The sequence below is a fragment of the Janthinobacterium sp. PSPC1-1 genome (assembly GCF_049897625.1).
GTDB lineage: Bacteria > Pseudomonadota > Gammaproteobacteria > Burkholderiales > Burkholderiaceae_D > Janthinobacterium > Janthinobacterium tructae.
Genome location: NZ_JAFCWP010000008.1, coordinates 152,298 through 168,351, shown reverse-complemented (window position 1 = coordinate 168,351; position 16,054 = coordinate 152,298). Strand labels below are relative to the sequence as shown.

Below are 16,054 nucleotides of genomic sequence, written 5' to 3'. Positions count from 1 at the left end.
TAGCGCTGATTACTTAGTTGTGTGCGCTGATGCCGCTACGGAATTGTTCGAAACCGGCGCGCGCTGCCTTGTAGCAATTACCGGCGGCCGCTTCCAGGCCTTCGCGGTCGAGCACTTCGACCGTGCCGCGGCGGTACTGGATCAAGCCTTCGTCTTGCAGCTTGCGCGCCGTGACGGTGACGCTTTCGCGGCGCACGCCCAGCATGTTGGCCATGGTGTCTTGCGTCACCTTCAGCTCGTTCGACAGCGAACGGTCGAGGCGGTCCAGCAGCCAGCGGCACAGTTTTTGTTCGATGCTGCAATGACGGCCGCCCACCACATTCTGTGCCATTTGCGCAAACATGGCGCTGGTGTAGCGCATCAGCAATTGCGCCAGCGCGCCGCCTTCGTTGAACACTTCACGCAGGAAGGCGGTTTTCAGGCGGTAGCCGTAGCCAGCCGTTTGCACGATGGCGGTGCAGGTGGCGCGTTCGGCTTCGTACAGCACCACGCCAGCGACGCCTTCGCGGCCGATGACGGCGATCTCGGTGGTGGCGCCGTCTTCCATCACATACAGCAGGGAAACGATGGCGTTGGTAGGGAAATACGTGTATTCAATCTTGCCGCCGCAATCGAACAGGTGCTTGCCGGCAGGCAGAGCCACCAGTTCCAACTGGCAAAACAGGCGCTCCAGATCGGCGCGCGACAAGGCGCGCAGCAATTCGTTCTGTTGCGCGCCCGTGATGCTGATCATGGGCGTTGTTGGCGCGGCTTGCCAGTTGTGCTGGGCGGCGGCGTGGCTATTCGTTGCTGGGGTCAGGTTGCTATAAGCTTTGTACATGGTAGGGCCTCGTCTTCTGATTTTGTTGGATGGCGCTGCTTTTCTGGCTTGCTAGCGTTGTGCTGAATCTTGTATCCACTATAGGACTAGGGGACGCGGGTGGGCATCGGATGAGCCGACGCGCTTATGTAGGCTAGGAACATTGCCTCGTGTCATCCGACTCCTACGCCTGCTTGTGTACTTTCCCTGCGGAAACAACGGTGTCTGGGAAAATGCGACACGCTGCCCGCTACACGCGAACTTTGGCTGCACGCAGCGGTCAAACCACTCTGCGTGGTAGTACAACGGTGATAAAATGTTGCCTTGTGGAAATTGATGCGCGTTTCGATAGGAGCTGCTGCGCTTCCTCTTCAACCCTGCTCACTTCCGCTTCATCCTGCCCTCACTGCCCGCGCCGTGCATGTGCCGGTGCGCGCGCCTGTCTTGTCCCGTTTACCCGTTTAATGAAGGAAAGCAACGCATGAAATGGTTTTTTGATTTGAAAATTGCCACCAAGCTGATCTTGTCGTTTGGCGCCGTGCTGTTGTTGACGGCGGCGCTGGGCGTGTCAGCGATCTTTTCCATGGCGCGTATCAATACCGCGTCGACGGACCTGTCCACCAACTGGATGCCCAGCGTGCTGGCAGCCATGTCCATGCGCAGCGATGTCAGCGATTTCCGCCGCTGGGAACTGGCGCACATGCTGGCCGCGCAGGATGCCGACATGGCGCAGAACGAAACGCGCATGACGGAAACGCAGACCAAGCTGAAGGCCGATGGCGACAACTACCGGCGCCTGATTTCCGAACCGGGCGAGCAAGAAGTCTTCGAGCGCTTCCTGGCGCTCAACGATGAATTCATGCGCCTGCACGCAACCATGCTGAGCCTGTCGCGCGAGATGAAGAAGGAAGAGGCGCGCGCGCTGGCCGTGGGACCGTCGGCCAAGGTCATGGCGGACATGATGGTGGTCCTGGATAAACTGGTGTCGATTAACACGGACGGTGGCGTGCGCTCGAGTGCCAGCGCCGATGCAACGTATGCGGCCTCGCGCGCCAGCCTGATCGGCTTGCTGGTGGGCATCGTCGTCATCGGCATGCTGCTGGCGCTGTGGGTGGCGCGCAGCGTGGCGCGTCCGCTGATCGCGGCCGTTGGCGTGGCGCGCCAGGTGGCGGCCGGCGACTTGACGGCGCATATCGTTGTGCAATCGCAAGACGAAACAGGACAATTGATGCAGGCCCTGAAAGACATGAATGCCAGCCTGCAGAGCCTGGTGGGCCAGGTGCGCAGTGGCACCGATACCATCGCCACGGCGTCGAGCCAGATTGCCGCCGGTAACCAGGATTTGTCGTCGCGCACGGAGGAACAGGCCAGTTCGCTGGAAGAAACGGCTTCCTCGATGGAAGAGCTGACCTCGACCGTCAAACAGAATGCGGACAATGCGCGCCAGGCCAACACCATGGCGCTGACCTCGTCGAGCATCGCCATCGAGGGCGGCAAGGTCGTCAGCGAAGTGGTGGGCACGATGGCGTCGATCAATGCCTCGTCGCGCAAGATTGTCGACATCATTGCCGTCATCGACGGCATTGCTTTCCAGACCAATATCCTGGCCCTGAATGCCGCCGTCGAGGCAGCACGTGCGGGCGAGCAGGGACGCGGCTTTGCCGTCGTGGCCACCGAAGTGCGCAACCTGGCGCAACGCTCGGCCGCGGCGGCCAAGGATATCAAGGTTCTGATCGGCGATTCCGTCGAGAAAGTCGAGGCGGGATCGAAACTGGTGGATCAGGCGGGCCGCACGATGGATGACATCGTTGCCAGCATCACCCGCGTGACGGACATCATGAGCGAGATCACCGCCGCCAGCAGCGAGCAGAGCGCCGGTATCGAGCAAGTCAACCAGGCCATCGCCCAGATGGACCAGGTGACGCAGCAAAATGCGGCCCTGGTGGAAGAGGCCGCCGCGGCGGCTGAATCGATGCAGGAGCAGGCCGCCAGCCTGAGCGAAGTGGTCAGCATCTTCAAGCTCGATGTGGCCAGCGCCGCCGTGAGCCGGCCGCGCGCGCCAGTCAAGGCGCAGGCAGTCGTCGCGCCCGTACCGGTGTCGCGTCAACTGGCCAGCACGGCGCGTCGCACGGCACCAGTGGATGAGTGGGAAAGCTTCTAGTCAAGCGCGCTTGCGCGGTTTCTTGATCCCCTGGGTGGCGGGCGCGGCAGCGGCTTGCTGGCGTTGTTGCCATGCCCTCAGGGCCTCTTCGTAGGCGGCCAGGTCTTCCTGGTACATTTCCAGCACGCAAAAGGTGCAACCGCTGTGGCAGCACTCGTCATTGCCCGGCTTGCTGGGCGCTTGCGGTTGCGGATCGTGGGGTAAGGGCGGGGTGGGCATGGTGAGGGCAGGCGACGGCGGAGCTGGCATCGAAGTTGGCATCATACGGCATCCCGACGTGCCGTTGCTGGAACGCTTTTTGCTCAAAAATCACGGTTTCCGTGTACAGTTGCGGTGAATTAGGGTATCGTTTACAGCACTGATATTGTATCTTCTGCGCGCGATGTTCCGCCGGCGCGATCTCCGCCGCCATCGCAGCACATCTCTTCGACGCTCCCGCATACGCCATACAGCATGTCCCGGAGCACGGAGGTGCCGCAAGAACAATGATCCATGGCTTGCAAGACGGAGCTGCCTGTGCCCCGAAATGTTGTTTATTGAGAAAGCATGGCTTCCGCAGTGCGGAGGCACACCAGAAAATTTATGTCTGAAATCGAATCGACTCCTACGCCCAGCCCGGCGATTGCCCCTGAAGCGGCGCCCGCCGCTGCACCTGCACCTGCAGCATCCGCTGCTCCCACCCTGACTTTCGCCGACTTTGGCCTCGCGCCTGAAATCCAGCGCGCACTGACCGATCAGGGCTACACCTGTCCGACACCGATCCAGGAGCAAGCCATTCCCGTGGTGCTGCAAGGGCGCGATGTGATGGGCGCCGCGCAAACGGGCACAGGCAAGACGGCCGGTTTTTCCTTGCCGATCATCCAACTGCTGCTGGCGCATGCCAGCAGCAGCATGTCGCCGGCGCGCCATCCGGTGCGCGCGCTGATCCTGACGCCGACCCGCGAACTGGCGGTGCAGGTGGCGGAAAACGTCAAGGCCTACGCCAAGCACACGCCGCTGCGTTCGACGGTCGTTTTCGGCGGCATGGACATGAAGCCGCAAACGGTCATCCTGCGCGGCGGCGTGGAAATTGTCATCGCCACGCCGGGCCGCTTGCTCGACCATATCGAGCAAAAGAACATCAGCCTGAGCCAGGTGCAGATGCTGGTCATGGATGAAGCCGACCGCATGCTGGATATGGGCTTCCTACCGGACTTGCAGCGCATCATCAACTTGCTGCCGAAGCAGCGCCAGAACCTGATGTTCTCGGCCACGTTCTCGCCAGAAATCAAGAAGTTGGCCGCAACCTTCCTCAACGATCCGCTGACGATCGAAGTAGCGCGTAGCAACCAGACGGCCGACAAGGTCACGCAGGTGGTCTACAAGGTGACAGAAGACCAGAAACATGCCGTGGTGGCCCATTTGCTGCGCCAGCGCGACCTGAAGCAGGTCATCATCTTTTCGAATACCAAGATCGGTGCTTCGCGCCTGGCCCGCGTGCTGGAGCAGGAGGGCATGAGCGCCACGGCGATCCACGGCGACAAGAGCCAGCAGGAACGCATGGCGGCGCTGGAATCGTTCAAGAAGGGCGAGATCGACGTGCTGGTCGCCACCGACGTGGCGGCGCGCGGCCTCGACATTTCCGACCTGCCCTGCGTGATCAACTTCGACTTGCCGTACAACGCGGAAGACTATGTGCACCGCATCGGCCGTACGGGCCGCGCCGGCGCCTCGGGCGACGCCATTTCGATCTATTCGGATAAAGACGAGCGCTTGCTGGTCGATATCGAGAAACTCATCAAGCAAAGCATCAAGCGTGGCGAATTGACGGGCTTCAATCCGGCTCCTGCCCGCAGCAGCGACAGCGAACGCCGTCCGCCGCGCCGCACCGAAGGTAGCGAGGCGCGTCCCGCGCGCGCACCCGAGAGCCGCCATGCTGGCGACAGCAGCCGCGACAGCCGCTCTGCCGAGCGCAGCAGTACGCGTCCCGCCTTTGGTCCCGGCGCCCGCCGCGAAAAGGCCGATCCCTGGTTCCTGAAGCCGTATGAACCTGCCAAGGCAGCGGCTCCCGCTGCCGCCAGCATGGCGCCTGCCGTGGCCAAGCCGAAGCAGAAGGTGGCAGCGTTGTTGGGTGGGCTAGTCAAACATTAAACGTGGATGGCATGGAGTTAAGTAACCCCCAATAAATTATTGTGATTTCTGACTTCCATACCCGGCGCTCTGCGGTGTTGCCCGCTGCTAGCAGTGCTCGCACTGCGTCGCAGCGGGCGCCTTGCATAGCATTCGGTTCTGTTCGTCATAAATTCACAATAATTTCCTGAGGATTACTTAGACAAGTACCAATGTTTTGCGAAGGAATGATAAACAGCCAGGCTTGTACCTGGCTGTTTTTTTGCTGGCGAGGAAGCGGCACGTACCGGCGGCCTACGCAGTGCCCCGGCATGAGCGTGGCACTGTCTGCATTTGTCGCGAATGTCTTACTTGAGCAGACTGAGGTTGTTTTCGCGCCACCAGTTGCGGCCAATAACAAATATCAGCGATAAGAGCAGGCCGAAAAGTGCTGCCTTGCCGACAACCTGAGAGAGTCGGTCGGCACGATTTTCTGGCAGGCTTGGACCGGCAATGAAACGGCTCTTTTCCAGGTAAATATTCAGCGCATTTTGATTGTCGATCGTGATCGAGTTGTAAACTTGCTTGATAACCTCATCATCCATATTTTTGTTCTTGAATACTTCGATTTTCAGTGGTTCCAGTCCCCGCAGCACTTCTTCTCCCGAGCTGGTACTGTTGATCAGGTCTTTTGCCTTTTTGTAGTATTCGAGGAGCAAGGTATTTTTACTTTGTTCCGTTTTCGCCTGCAGAATGGCTTCGGTGGCCTCTGAGATTTCCACTTCGCTGGTCATCAATTGCGTGACTGGCGAAAGATAGCGGGCATTGTCGTCATTGATCGTGACGATCTGGCGTGATGCCTGACTGGCTGGCTCTGGGTAGCGATTGACGATCTGTTTCAGGTCACTACCCTTGCGCTTGAATTTTTCCAGTCCTTCCTTTTCCTTGATGATGTCGTTATCGAGCTTGGTGATTTTTGTGGTGATTTCAGTTTGTTTGAAGCGCAAATTATCTGAATAAATCAGGTAAATGATCGTATCGATCGCATAGCGTCCCATCAGCGCGACCATGCGCTGGGCTCCCTCAGGAGTATCGTTGACTGCGCTGATCCGCAGGCCGATGACATTGTTATTTCCGTCTTTTACCTCGCCGGCTAATTCTTTGGCATCAAGTTTGGTAAACGGAAAAACAGGTTCGATCATTTGGCTGATGCCTTCTCGTGCAGAGAATGCGCGGCGCATTTTTTCGAAATCTTTCGCATCGAGTGTCTTGTTCTTTTCCGAAAATTCGACAAAGCGTCCGCTCGTATTGAACGCGGCAGCATAGCGTTTATAGTTCGCCAGGCTGATGCCAGGATTCGGTTCAGGATCTTTTATGTTCTTTTGTACGGTAACGGGGATTGGACCGCCGAATTGAAAGAATCCCTCGCTGCGATACTTCGGGAATGCATACACAGTGGCAGCGCCAATGGCCGCGCTTAAAATGGTGACGCCAAGAATGACACGGCGGGAATGCCATAGAGAAGTCAGGAAATCATTGAAATTAATGCTTTCGTCTCCAGGATTATTCCCTTTTTCCCTTAATTGCGAAGATTGGTCCATGAAATTTTCTTTAATAAAAAGCGTTTGAGGTGAGCGGGGTGGCGCAGAGGCCCAATGCTGCTGGAAAATATTTATTCAGAGACATAGCTGACTTGCGGGCCTTCCCCGCCGGAGCCAACAATGGTAGCCAGACGACTGCGCTGTGCGGCCCTGGTATGGCAATGAGGGCGCCGTATGCGCTTGCTATCCACGGATACCGCAAGCGCACATTATAAATGTCGCTGGCAACGACAGGAGGCCAAATTGTGAGGATTTGTCAGGCCGCCGGGTGAGCTCGGCGGCGCAGTGCGCCATGTCCCGCTGATGGGGCCTATTTTTTCTTGCGCAAACGCTGCCTTAGAATCATCCATTGCGGCGATTTAAAACGCACGATTTGAGTATACAGCCACACATAGGTGACGATAAACAGCAGTGAAAAGGCGACGAGTACCCATTGATAGTGCCAGAAAAGCGTAGCAGGGATGACTGCAGTCAGTGACAGTAGCCACAGATATGGAGCGGTCAGCGAGTTGCGGCGCGTCAATGCATGGGCGTCGCGCTTGCCTATCGTCCAGCGCACCAGGCGCTTGAATACTAGCATGTGCAGGTGGATACCATCAGGTAATCCCGGAGAGACGCCGCGAATGAATTTTCGGCGGTAGATGGAAAAGATGGTCTCAAAGACGGGATAAATCATCAGCAGGACCGCATACCAGGCAGAAACATCTTTGTTGCGCACAACCAGCAATACCGCCAGTTCGCCGAGCATGAAGCCGATGAAATACGCTCCCCCATCGCCCAGGAATATCAGCCCGTTCGGATAGTTCCATACAAAGAAGCCGGCAATCGCACCAATCAGTATCAGGCAGGCTGCCATAACATGAAAGTCCCCGACCAGAAATGCCACATAAGCCATGGAAAGTAGCATGAAAATCGACACGACACTTGCCAGGCCATTAAAGCCATCGATGATATTGATGGCATTCGCGATGCCTGACACCGCAAGCACGGTCAACGGCAATGCGATCCAGGCATATTTGAGCCAGGCATCCACCAGGGGAATGTCGATACGGACGATCTTCGCATCCATCACATAATAACCAATGACGACGGAGATCATGGTCAGCAGCAATCGGCGGAATGCACTGACTTGCTTGGTGAAGTCTTCAACAATGCCGCAGCCAAATGCCAGGCTAGCGCACAGGACCAATAGAAACACCCATGCGCCCACCTCTGGTGTTCTCCAGAAAGTGATCGCAGTGCCGGTGAATGTCGCCGCATAAATTGCCAGTCCGCCAATACGGGGCACGGGTCGGGCATGAATTTTTTGCACACTGGCCAGGTCATGATCCAGCATGTTCTTCATGTTTCTGGATAGCTTGATAATAAAGAGTGTTGCAAAGAATGCGGTGATGAAGCTGACTACAACTGAAAGCATAATATCCAATTAAAAAATGACTAAGAACCCCGACTGGGAGCGCCTATTGAAGAAACTTGCTGCGTACCGTGGGTCGCGGTTCGATACTTGCTTTTTGTTTCATTACGCTGTTTTTACCGTAACTTCTTTGCATGTTACGGTTTTGTCAGGCGTTATAAATTTTATGGAGCAGGGTAATCCATCAATGAGTCTGGTTGCCGTACTTGTCACGCGGCGCGGTTTGTGGCTGTGCCGGCGCTGACTCAAGGCCGGCAAGACCTGCGCTGTGCGAGAGCTATCTAACGTAGCATCGGTTTGCCTCGTTCTCCATCGCTTCCAAGGCCTGCATGATCCACCTCGGTCCGAGCGTTGAGCCTGCCTACTGCATGGCGTCGACTGCTTGTCCGGGCGTGTGCGGCAGATTGATCTGTTCCTGGGCGTCGCCGAACGGCAGTCACGCCAGGCTTGCTATCCAAAGTTCGGGATTCGCAAAACACCATTTCCCAGTCATGCCTGATCATAGCCGATTCTGCGGCTGAGCAAAAGAACTGTAAAACAGATAGTGGGTAATTTATTTTATTTCTTCATTTTTGAAAATATTTAATTGGATACATTTGTTACCGGACGTAACTAAGCTTTTATTTTATTTAAAAATGTTGTAAATTTCGTAAAATTTTTTTTGAATTATCAGATGATGGGTTTTTTTTGATGCGAAAAAAGCAACTAATTGAATTAGTTAAATATATATTTTACTCTATGCGAAGTGTCCTGCTGCGGATGATTCCGCAGTACATCGGACTGAACGTGCTTTTGACGGGTAAGTATATTTTCTTTTTGGAATTATTGCTTTGGAAGTAGCGTTTTCTTCGGCCATGTGTGCGCAAGTATTTGCCCCAACTCCATGTGACTGCGTAAAATATGGGGCAGTCCCGAGAGGGCGTGATGAGTATTGAAAATATTGCAGTCGTCAGGGTCTAAGGTGCAGGTAACTCCAGCAGATTTTATGATGCGTCAGTATTTTGCTTGAAAAAGCACTTCCATGTATTAAAATTGTTGTATTTTTTTGACGTATGAGGTATTGAAATGATTGTAGTGACCGGCGGTGCTGGCTTTATAGGATCAAATTTCGTAAATGACTGGCTTGCCTCCAGCGACGAGCCGATTCTTAATCTGGATAAGCTAACTTATGCAGGAAATTTGAATAACTTGAAGGCGGTGAGCGAGGATGCCCGGCACATGTTTGTGCAAGGCGATATTTGTGATCGTGCTCAGCTCGATGCGTTGTTTTTTGACAACAAGCCGCGTGCGATTGTTCATTTCGCTGCCGAAAGCCATGTGGATCGGTCTATTCTCGGCCCTGGTGAGTTTGTCAATACAAATATTAACGGCACATTCAGTTTGCTCGAGGCCGCCCGCACGTATTGGTCTGGCCTGCCTGACGAGGAGCGGGCCGCTTTCCGCTTCCTGCACGTATCAACCGATGAGGTGTACGGTACGCTGGGGCCAGATGATGCGCCTTTCAGCGAAACGACCCCGTATGCGCCCAACAGCCCCTATTCCGCCTCCAAGGCCGCTTCGGATCATCTCGTCCGCGCCTATCATCATACGTATGGCTTGCCGACGCTGACGACAAATTGTTCGAATAATTATGGGCCGTATCACTTCCCCGAGAAGTTGGTTCCGTTGATTATCGCCAACGCGCGGGCTGGCAAACCGCTGCCCATTTATGGCGATGGACAACAGGTTCGCGACTGGCTGTATGTCAGTGACCATTGTGCCGCCATTCGCCGCGTACTTGAGGATGGGCGTTTGGGCGAGACCTACAACATTGGCGGATGGAATGAGAAAGCTAACCTGGATGTCGTGTATACCCTGTGCGACATACTCGACGAGCTGTCGCCGAAGGCGTCTGGCGGATCGTACCGGGAGCAGATCACGTATGTGGCGGATCGTCCAGGTCATGACCGTCGCTATGCCATTGATGCCCGTAAAATCGAGCGGGAGTTGGGCTGGCGGCCTGCGGAAACCTTCGAGAGTGGCATCAAAAAAACGGTGCAGTGGTATCTGGCTAACCAGGAATGGGTGGCCGATGTGCAATCGGGCGCCTATCTGAACTGGATGGAAAAGAATTACGCGGCGCGCAAGGAGGCGCCATGAGCGCGCCAGTGCTGGCGCGCAAAGGCATCATCCTTGCCGGCGGTTCTGGCACCCGCCTGTACCCAGTGACGATGGCCGTGTCCAAGCAGTTATTGCCTGTCTATGACAAGCCGATGATTTATTATCCGCTGACCACTTTGATGTTAGCGGGCATTAAAGAAATATTGATCATTTCGACGCCGCAGGATACGCCGCGCTTCCAAGAGCTGCTGGGAGATGGCAGTCAATGGGGCATCAGCTTGAGCTATGCGGTGCAGCCCACGCCTGATGGCCTGGCGCAGGCATTCATCATCGGCCGCGACTTCATCGGCGATGCGCCTTCGGCACTCATACTGGGCGATAATATTTACTATGGCCATGATTTCGAGGCGCAACTGTGCGCCGCGAGCAACCGTCATGAAGGTGCCACGGTGTTTGCCTACCATGTACATGATCCGGAGCGTTACGGCGTAGTGGAATTTGATGCGCAGCGCCGGGCGATCAGCATCGTGGAAAAGCCCACAGCACCGAAGTCTTCCTATGCGGTAACCGGCTTATATTTTTATGACAAGCAGATTTGTGATATCGCTGCTGAGATCAAGCCGTCGGAGCGGGGCGAACTGGAAATTACCGATGTCAATCGGGTCTATCTGGAACGCGCCCAGCTCAATGTCGAGCGCATGGGACGTGGCATGGCCTGGCTCGATACCGGTACGCATGAATCCCTGCTGGAAGCGGGACAATTCATTGCCACCATCGAAAATCGCCAAGGTTTGAAAGTGGCTTGTCCTGAAGAAATCGCGTATCGCAAAGGGTATATCAATGCGGAGCAGTTGCTTCAGCTTGCCCAGCCCTTGAAGAAAAATGCATATGGGCAGTATCTCTTGCGTTTATTGAATGAAAAGATCTTCTGATTATGCAAATCCATGCGACTGCAATACCCGATGTACTGATTATTGAACCCAAGGTGTTTGGCGACGACCGGGGATTCTTCTTCGAGAGTTACAATGCCGCGCAGTTTGAAAAGCTGGCGGGAACTGCGCCCGACTTTGTGCAAGACAATCATTCCAGGTCCGCAAAAAACGTACTGCGCGGTTTGCATTATCAAATCCGCCAGCCACAAGGTAAACTGGTTCGCGTGACTGCGGGCAGCGTCTACGATGTTGCCGTTGACCTGCGCAAGAACTCGCCCACTTTCGGTCAGTCTGTTGGCGTAGTCTTGTCTGCGGAGAACAAGCGGCAGTTGTGGATACCGACTGGCTTTGCACATGGTTTCATGGTGACCAGCGACAACGCGGAATTTCTCTACAAGACGACAGATTACTGGGCGCCTGAATTTGAGCGCTGTATTTTATGGAACGATCCTGCACTGAACATCGTATGGCCACTCCATGAGGGAGAAGCTCCTCTCTTGTCCGCCAAGGATCAACTTGGCAAGTTGTTGGCTGATGCCGAGGTATTTGAGTGAAGATTTTGCTTACGGGAAATACAGGCCAGTTGGGTTATGAGCTTGAGCGCAGCTTGCAGGGGCTCGGCGAGATCGTGGCCTTGGGGCGCGGCGAACTTGATTTGTCGAATCTTGACCAGATACGCGATGTCATTCGCATGGTAAAACCTGGGTTGATCGTCAATCCTGCCGCATATACGGCAGTCGACAAGGCGGAAACCGAGGTTGAACTGGCCATGCGCATCAATGCGGAAGCTCCCGCCGTCATGGCGCATGAGGCGAAGACGCTTGGGGCTGCAATGATTCATTACTCGACCGATTATGTCTTTGACGGCACTAAAGGCAGCCCGTACGTGGAAGATGACCCGACCTGTCCGATCAATGTGTACGGCCGCAGCAAGCTTGCTGGTGAGCAAGCTATCCAGGCGGCTGGCATCCCCCATCTGATTTTCCGCACGAGTTGGGTCTATGGCATGCGTGGAAAGAATTTTCTGCTGACCGTGCTGCGCCTTGCCCAGGAACGCGATGAATTGCGTATTGTTGGCGACCAGCATGGATCGCCAACATGGTGCCGTTCCATTGCCGATACGACAGCGCATATTCTCGCGCAAACACAGGCGAGTGGCGATCTGCAGTCCTGGTGGCAACGGCATTCCGGCGTTTATCATCTGACGGCACAGGGGCAAACAACGTGGGCCGGTTTCACACAGGCAATCTTGGACAATGCCGCATTGGCCAAGTCGCCGGTTGTCACGGCAATCACGACCGATGCGTACCCATTGCCTGCGCCCCGCCCAGCTTACTCTGTCTTGTCTTGCGAGCGCCTGAAGCAGGCATTTTGTGATTTGCCTGCATGGGACGATGCACTAAGATTGTGCATGCATTGATGCCCACAGAGCCGTCCCTGCGAGTGACGGCTATTGGGGGGGGGTACGAAGTGAAGTGGTATTTTTGATAATCGCGATTGCAAGGCCTTTAATGACTGAAAAAAAACATATCCATTCCCACGCCATTGTCGAACCAGGAGCTTCGATTGGCGCCGCGACCAATGTGTGGGCGTTTGCGCATGTCTTGGGTGGTGCGCGCATTGGTGCCGAGTGCAATATCTGCGATCATGTGTTCATTGAAAATGACGTGGTGCTGGGCGATCGGGTCACCGTCAAATGTGGCGTGCAATTATGGGATGGGATCACCATTGGCGACGATGTCTTCATCGGTCCGAACGCGACCTTTGCCAATGACAAATTCCCCAGGAGCAAACAGTATCTGGCGCAAGTCGCGCGGACAAGCATACGCCGCGGCGCCTCTATCGGCGCCGGCGCTGTCATCCTGCCAGGTATCGTCATTGCCGAAAATGCGATGGTGGGTGCCGGTGCGGTCGTGACCAAGAACGTCCCGGCTCATGCCATCGTCGTCGGCAACCCGGCGCGCGTGGTCGGCTATACGAACGCCAGTCCGAGTACAGAGCATGGGCCACTGCTTGGCACCGCCGCTTCGTCGGAATTTACCAAGGACGGAGCGCTTTCGCATGTCAATGGCGTGCGTCTTTACAAGTTTCCCTTGATTAAGGACATTCGTGGCTCCTTGTCTGTGGGTGAATTCCAGAAGGAAATCCCCTTTGATGCAGCACGCTATTTCCTCGTATTTGACGTTCCCAGCAAGGAGCTGCGCGGCGAACATGCACACCATGCATGCCATCAATTCCTGATCTGCGTTCATGGTTCTTGCGCTGTCGTAGCGGATGATGGCAATGTGCGCCAGGAATATATGCTGGACGCTCCCAACCTGGGTATTTATTTGCCGCCGCTCACCTGGGGTGTGCAATACAAATACTCTCCAGACGCCGTGTTACTGGTTTTTGCATCCCATGTGTATGATGCGGACGACTATATTCGCGATTACAGTGATTTCCTTCGCATTACCGCATCCTTATCCGGTGCGGATCCGGTATCTTCACCGATTGAGCAGAAAAAATAATTATGGCTATCCCTTTCCTTGATTTAAAAGCAATTAATCTTGAGCATGCAGCAGCACTTGAAAGCGCGTTTCACCGTGTGCTGCATTCCGGCTGGTATGTGCTGGGCAAAGAAGTCGAGGCTTTCGAGCAAGAGTTTGCTCGTTATTGCCAAGCGGACCACACGGTTGGCGTGGCCAATGGACTTGATGCCATCTTTCTGATCCTCAAGGCCTATGGCATCGGACCTGGCGACGAGGTGATCGTTCCCAGCAATACCTATGTGGCCACCTGGCTGGCGGCGACACATTGTGGCGCAGTGCCTGTGCCCGTCGAGCCGGACGCACGTACCTACAACATCGATCCGACGAAAATTGAAGCTGCTATCACCGCGAATACCAAGGCCATCATTGCCGTCCACCTGTACGGACAGCCTGCCGACATGGATGCCATCAATGCCATTGCGCAGAAGCATGGCTTGAAAGTGATCGAGGACGCGGCCCAGGCGCATGGCGCTTTGTACAAGGGCCGCCGTGTCGGTAGCCTGGGCGATGCCGCGGCGTTCAGTTTTTATCCCGGGAAAAATCTCGGCGCGCTGGGCGATGCGGGTGCGGTGACGACAAATGATGCCGTCCTCGCGGACAATCTGCGCGTGTACCGTAACTACGGCTCGCGTATCAAATACCACAATGAAGTGGCGGGCTTCAATTCGCGTCTTGACGAGTTGCAGGCGGCATTGTTGCGCGTCAAATTGCCAGATCTTGACTCTTCGAACAGCAGGCGTGGCGAGATTTCCCGCATGTACAATGAAAAATTGAAGGATGTCCCTGGCATCGTCTTGCCCCATGTGCCTGAGTGGTGCGACCCTGTCTGGCATTTGTATGTCATTTGCACGCCAGGACGGGGCGCCCTGCAAGCGGCATTGGGCGATGAGTCCATCGGCACCATGATCCATTACCCGATACCGCCACATCTGCAGCCCGCCTATGTCGAGCTGGGTTACAAGACGGGCGATTTTCCCATCGCGGAACAGGTGCACCAGCAGATTATCAGCTTGCCCATGGGGCCAACCATGTCGGAATCGGACGTTGAGCAAGTCGTCAATGCCGTGCTCAGCAGTCTGATATGATCCGATAGTGAAGAAATTACTGACGGTCACTTTGTTCAGTGGCTTGCTGACGTTGCTGCGCATGGCCAGCGGTTTTGTCATTGCCAAGGTTGTTGCGGTGTACACAGGACCGAGCGGCATCGCCATGCTCGGGCAAGTTCAAAGCCTCATCACCGCTCTCAACGGCGTGGTGGCGGCGCCTGCCGGCAATGGTGTCGTGCGCTATACGGCCCAGCACCATGAAGCTGGCCCGCAGGCATGCGCACCGTGGTGGAAGGCGGCGCTGAACTGGATCTGCTTGTTGATGGCAGTCATGATTCCTGTGATTTGCCTGTGCGCGCAGCCGTTGGCCATCCTGGTATTCGGCGAGGCGCGCTATTTCTGGCTGGTTATCATGGCGGCCCTGGCTTTGCCATTTTCTGCTGCGAATATCTTGATCGCGTCGATTCTCAACGGCCAGCAGCAATATCGTCGTTACGTGGGCTTGGGCATTGTTTCCGTGCTGATTGCCACGGTGATCATGGTTGTGCTCGTGGTGCGCGAGAACCTGAATGGCGCCCTGATCGCGGCAGTGCTATTCTCCGGCATCTCCGGCCTTGTCATGTTGCTTGGTGTCGTACGGCAGCCATGGTGCCGCCTGCGCTTCTGGTGGGGCAGGGCCAGCAAGGCTGAGTTGCGCGGTATTGGCGCCTATGTGGTAATGGCGGTGACAACGGCATTGACCATGCCCATGGCCTTGCTCGTGGTACGTAACATTCTGGTCAGTAAAACGGGATGGGAGCAGGCCGGCCAATGGCAGGCGGTGTGGAAGATCTCCGAAGTGTATCTTGGGGTGATCACAATGGCGCTGAGCACGTATTTCTTGCCTAAACTGGTTTCACTGACCGGGAGTGATGCGATCTTGAAAGAGATCCGCAGCACCGCAAAGATCGTCATGCCGATCGTGGCTCTGCTTGCCGTGGGCGTCTATGTGTTGCGCGATGTCGCGCTCACCTTGTTGTTTACCGAAGCATTCCGTGCCGCGCGTGATCTTTTCGCCATGCAGCTTGTCGGCGACGTGCTAAAAATACTGTCTTTTCTGTATGCCTATCCGATGGTATCCAGAGGCGCCACACGCTGGTTCATGGCTGCCGAAGTGATTTTTGCCCTGCTGTTTATCGTATTGTCCTATTTTTTGATTGGCCAATATGGCGCGCATGGTGCAAACGCGGCCTATGCGGTCAGCTATTTTTGTTACCTGATATTTGCCTGGGCAAACGTCCGGAATTTTTCCCGCTGAGAGGCAGTGCGCCGCTCGCTTGAAAGCGGACAGTTGCGAAGACCGCGCCGCTTGGGCGCAATGCCAGGTAATGCATTTCCATTCG

General features: G+C 55.6%; 13 protein-coding genes. 9 read left to right on the top strand and 4 right to left on the bottom strand.

Annotation, left to right across the window (positions count from 1 at the left end):
- Positions 1-13: 13 nt before the first annotated feature.
- Positions 14-733: a Crp/Fnr family transcriptional regulator gene (locus ACP7EG_RS22865; protein WP_035828139.1), complete on the bottom strand. Its 720-nt coding sequence runs from the start codon at positions 731-733 to the stop codon at positions 14-16.
- A gap of 547 nt (positions 734-1,280) precedes the next feature.
- Between ACP7EG_RS22865 and ACP7EG_RS22860 the strand changes: the two genes are divergently transcribed.
- Positions 1,281-2,960, top strand: a complete 1,680-nt coding sequence (locus ACP7EG_RS22860) for a methyl-accepting chemotaxis protein (RefSeq protein WP_426089417.1) — start codon at positions 1,281-1,283, stop codon at positions 2,958-2,960.
- On the opposite strand, the gene ACP7EG_RS22855 is transcribed toward ACP7EG_RS22860, so the two are convergent.
- Positions 2,961-3,224, bottom strand: coding sequence for an oxidoreductase-like domain-containing protein (locus tag ACP7EG_RS22855; RefSeq protein WP_426089416.1), 264 nt, complete (start codon positions 3,222-3,224; stop codon positions 2,961-2,963).
- A 318-nt stretch (positions 3,225-3,542) separates the two neighbouring features.
- Here ACP7EG_RS22855 and ACP7EG_RS22850 point away from each other — a divergent pair, with 318 nt between their 5' ends.
- Complete coding sequence (locus ACP7EG_RS22850; protein WP_426089415.1) at positions 3,543-5,090, top strand: DEAD/DEAH box helicase; 1,548 nt, start codon at positions 3,543-3,545, stop codon at positions 5,088-5,090.
- A gap of 326 nt (positions 5,091-5,416) precedes the next feature.
- Here the strand turns inward: ACP7EG_RS22850 and ACP7EG_RS22845 are convergent, their stop codons facing one another.
- Together ACP7EG_RS22845 and ACP7EG_RS22840 are read right to left on the bottom strand one after the other, a co-directional pair.
- Positions 5,417-6,649, bottom strand: a complete 1,233-nt coding sequence (locus ACP7EG_RS22845; RefSeq protein WP_426089414.1) for a lipopolysaccharide biosynthesis protein — start codon at positions 6,647-6,649, stop codon at positions 5,417-5,419.
- A 310-nt stretch (positions 6,650-6,959) separates the two neighbouring features.
- Positions 6,960-8,066, bottom strand: a complete 1,107-nt coding sequence (locus tag ACP7EG_RS22840; RefSeq protein WP_426089413.1) for an MraY family glycosyltransferase — start codon at positions 8,064-8,066, stop codon at positions 6,960-6,962.
- Between the two features lie 1,062 nt (positions 8,067-9,128).
- On the opposite strand from ACP7EG_RS22840, the gene rfbB reads away from it, so the two are divergent.
- The 7 genes from rfbB to ACP7EG_RS22805 all read left to right on the top strand — a co-directional run bounded on the left by rfbB (position 9,129) and on the right by ACP7EG_RS22805 (position 15,969).
- A complete protein-coding gene (gene rfbB / locus ACP7EG_RS22835) occupies positions 9,129-10,202 on the top strand; it encodes a dTDP-glucose 4,6-dehydratase (RefSeq protein ID WP_426089412.1) in 1,074 nt (357 codons plus the stop codon).
- Entirely contained in the window at positions 10,199-11,095 is an 897-nt protein-coding gene (rfbA, locus tag ACP7EG_RS22830; protein ID WP_426089411.1) for a glucose-1-phosphate thymidylyltransferase RfbA, read from the top strand. The genes rfbB and rfbA overlap by 4 nt, the downstream gene beginning before the upstream one ends.
- 2 nt (positions 11,096-11,097) lie before the next feature.
- Positions 11,098-11,649 carry a dTDP-4-dehydrorhamnose 3,5-epimerase gene (gene rfbC / locus ACP7EG_RS22825; protein WP_426089410.1) on the top strand — a complete coding sequence of 184 codons (552 nt, stop codon included), beginning with the start codon at positions 11,098-11,100 and terminating at the stop codon, positions 11,647-11,649.
- Entirely contained in the window at positions 11,646-12,515 is an 870-nt protein-coding gene (gene rfbD / locus ACP7EG_RS22820; RefSeq protein ID WP_426089409.1) for a dTDP-4-dehydrorhamnose reductase, read from the top strand. The genes rfbC and rfbD overlap by 4 nt, the downstream gene beginning before the upstream one ends.
- 91 nt (positions 12,516-12,606) lie before the next feature.
- Positions 12,607-13,605: a WxcM-like domain-containing protein gene (locus tag ACP7EG_RS22815; protein WP_426089408.1), complete on the top strand. Its 999-nt coding sequence runs from the start codon at positions 12,607-12,609 to the stop codon at positions 13,603-13,605.
- A 2-nt stretch (positions 13,606-13,607) separates the two neighbouring features.
- Complete coding sequence (locus ACP7EG_RS22810; RefSeq protein ID WP_426089407.1) at positions 13,608-14,711, top strand: DegT/DnrJ/EryC1/StrS family aminotransferase; 1,104 nt, start codon at positions 13,608-13,610, stop codon at positions 14,709-14,711.
- 7 nt (positions 14,712-14,718) lie between these two features.
- On the top strand, positions 14,719-15,969 hold the full coding sequence (locus tag ACP7EG_RS22805; protein ID WP_426089406.1) for an O-antigen translocase: 1,251 nt from the start codon (positions 14,719-14,721) through the stop codon (positions 15,967-15,969).
- Positions 15,970-16,054 lie beyond the last annotated feature (85 nt).

Excerpts from the sequence above, each read along its gene's own strand:
- ACP7EG_RS22855 (WP_426089416.1), bottom strand. The coding sequence starts at position 3,224 with ATGATGCCAACTTCGATGCCAGCTCCGCCGTCGCCTGCCCTCACCATG.
- ACP7EG_RS22845 (WP_426089414.1), bottom strand. The coding sequence starts at position 6,649 with ATGGACCAATCTTCGCAATTAAGGGAAAAAGGGAATAATCCTGGAGAC.
- rfbA (WP_426089411.1), top strand. The coding sequence starts at position 10,199 with ATGAGCGCGCCAGTGCTGGCGCGCAAAGGCATCATCCTTGCCGGCGGT.
- ACP7EG_RS22865 (WP_035828139.1), bottom strand. The coding sequence starts at position 733 with ATGATCAGCATCACGGGCGCGCAACAGAACGAATTGCTGCGCGCCTTG.
- ACP7EG_RS22850 (WP_426089415.1), top strand. The coding sequence starts at position 3,543 with ATGTCTGAAATCGAATCGACTCCTACGCCCAGCCCGGCGATTGCCCCT.
- ACP7EG_RS22860 (WP_426089417.1), top strand. The coding sequence starts at position 1,281 with ATGAAATGGTTTTTTGATTTGAAAATTGCCACCAAGCTGATCTTGTCG.
- ACP7EG_RS22815 (WP_426089408.1), top strand. The coding sequence starts at position 12,607 with ATGACTGAAAAAAAACATATCCATTCCCACGCCATTGTCGAACCAGGA.
- ACP7EG_RS22840 (WP_426089413.1), bottom strand. The coding sequence starts at position 8,066 with ATGCTTTCAGTTGTAGTCAGCTTCATCACCGCATTCTTTGCAACACTC.
- rfbB (WP_426089412.1), top strand. The coding sequence starts at position 9,129 with ATGATTGTAGTGACCGGCGGTGCTGGCTTTATAGGATCAAATTTCGTA.
- rfbC (WP_426089410.1), top strand. The coding sequence starts at position 11,098 with ATGCAAATCCATGCGACTGCAATACCCGATGTACTGATTATTGAACCC.
- ACP7EG_RS22810 (WP_426089407.1), top strand. The coding sequence starts at position 13,608 with ATGGCTATCCCTTTCCTTGATTTAAAAGCAATTAATCTTGAGCATGCA.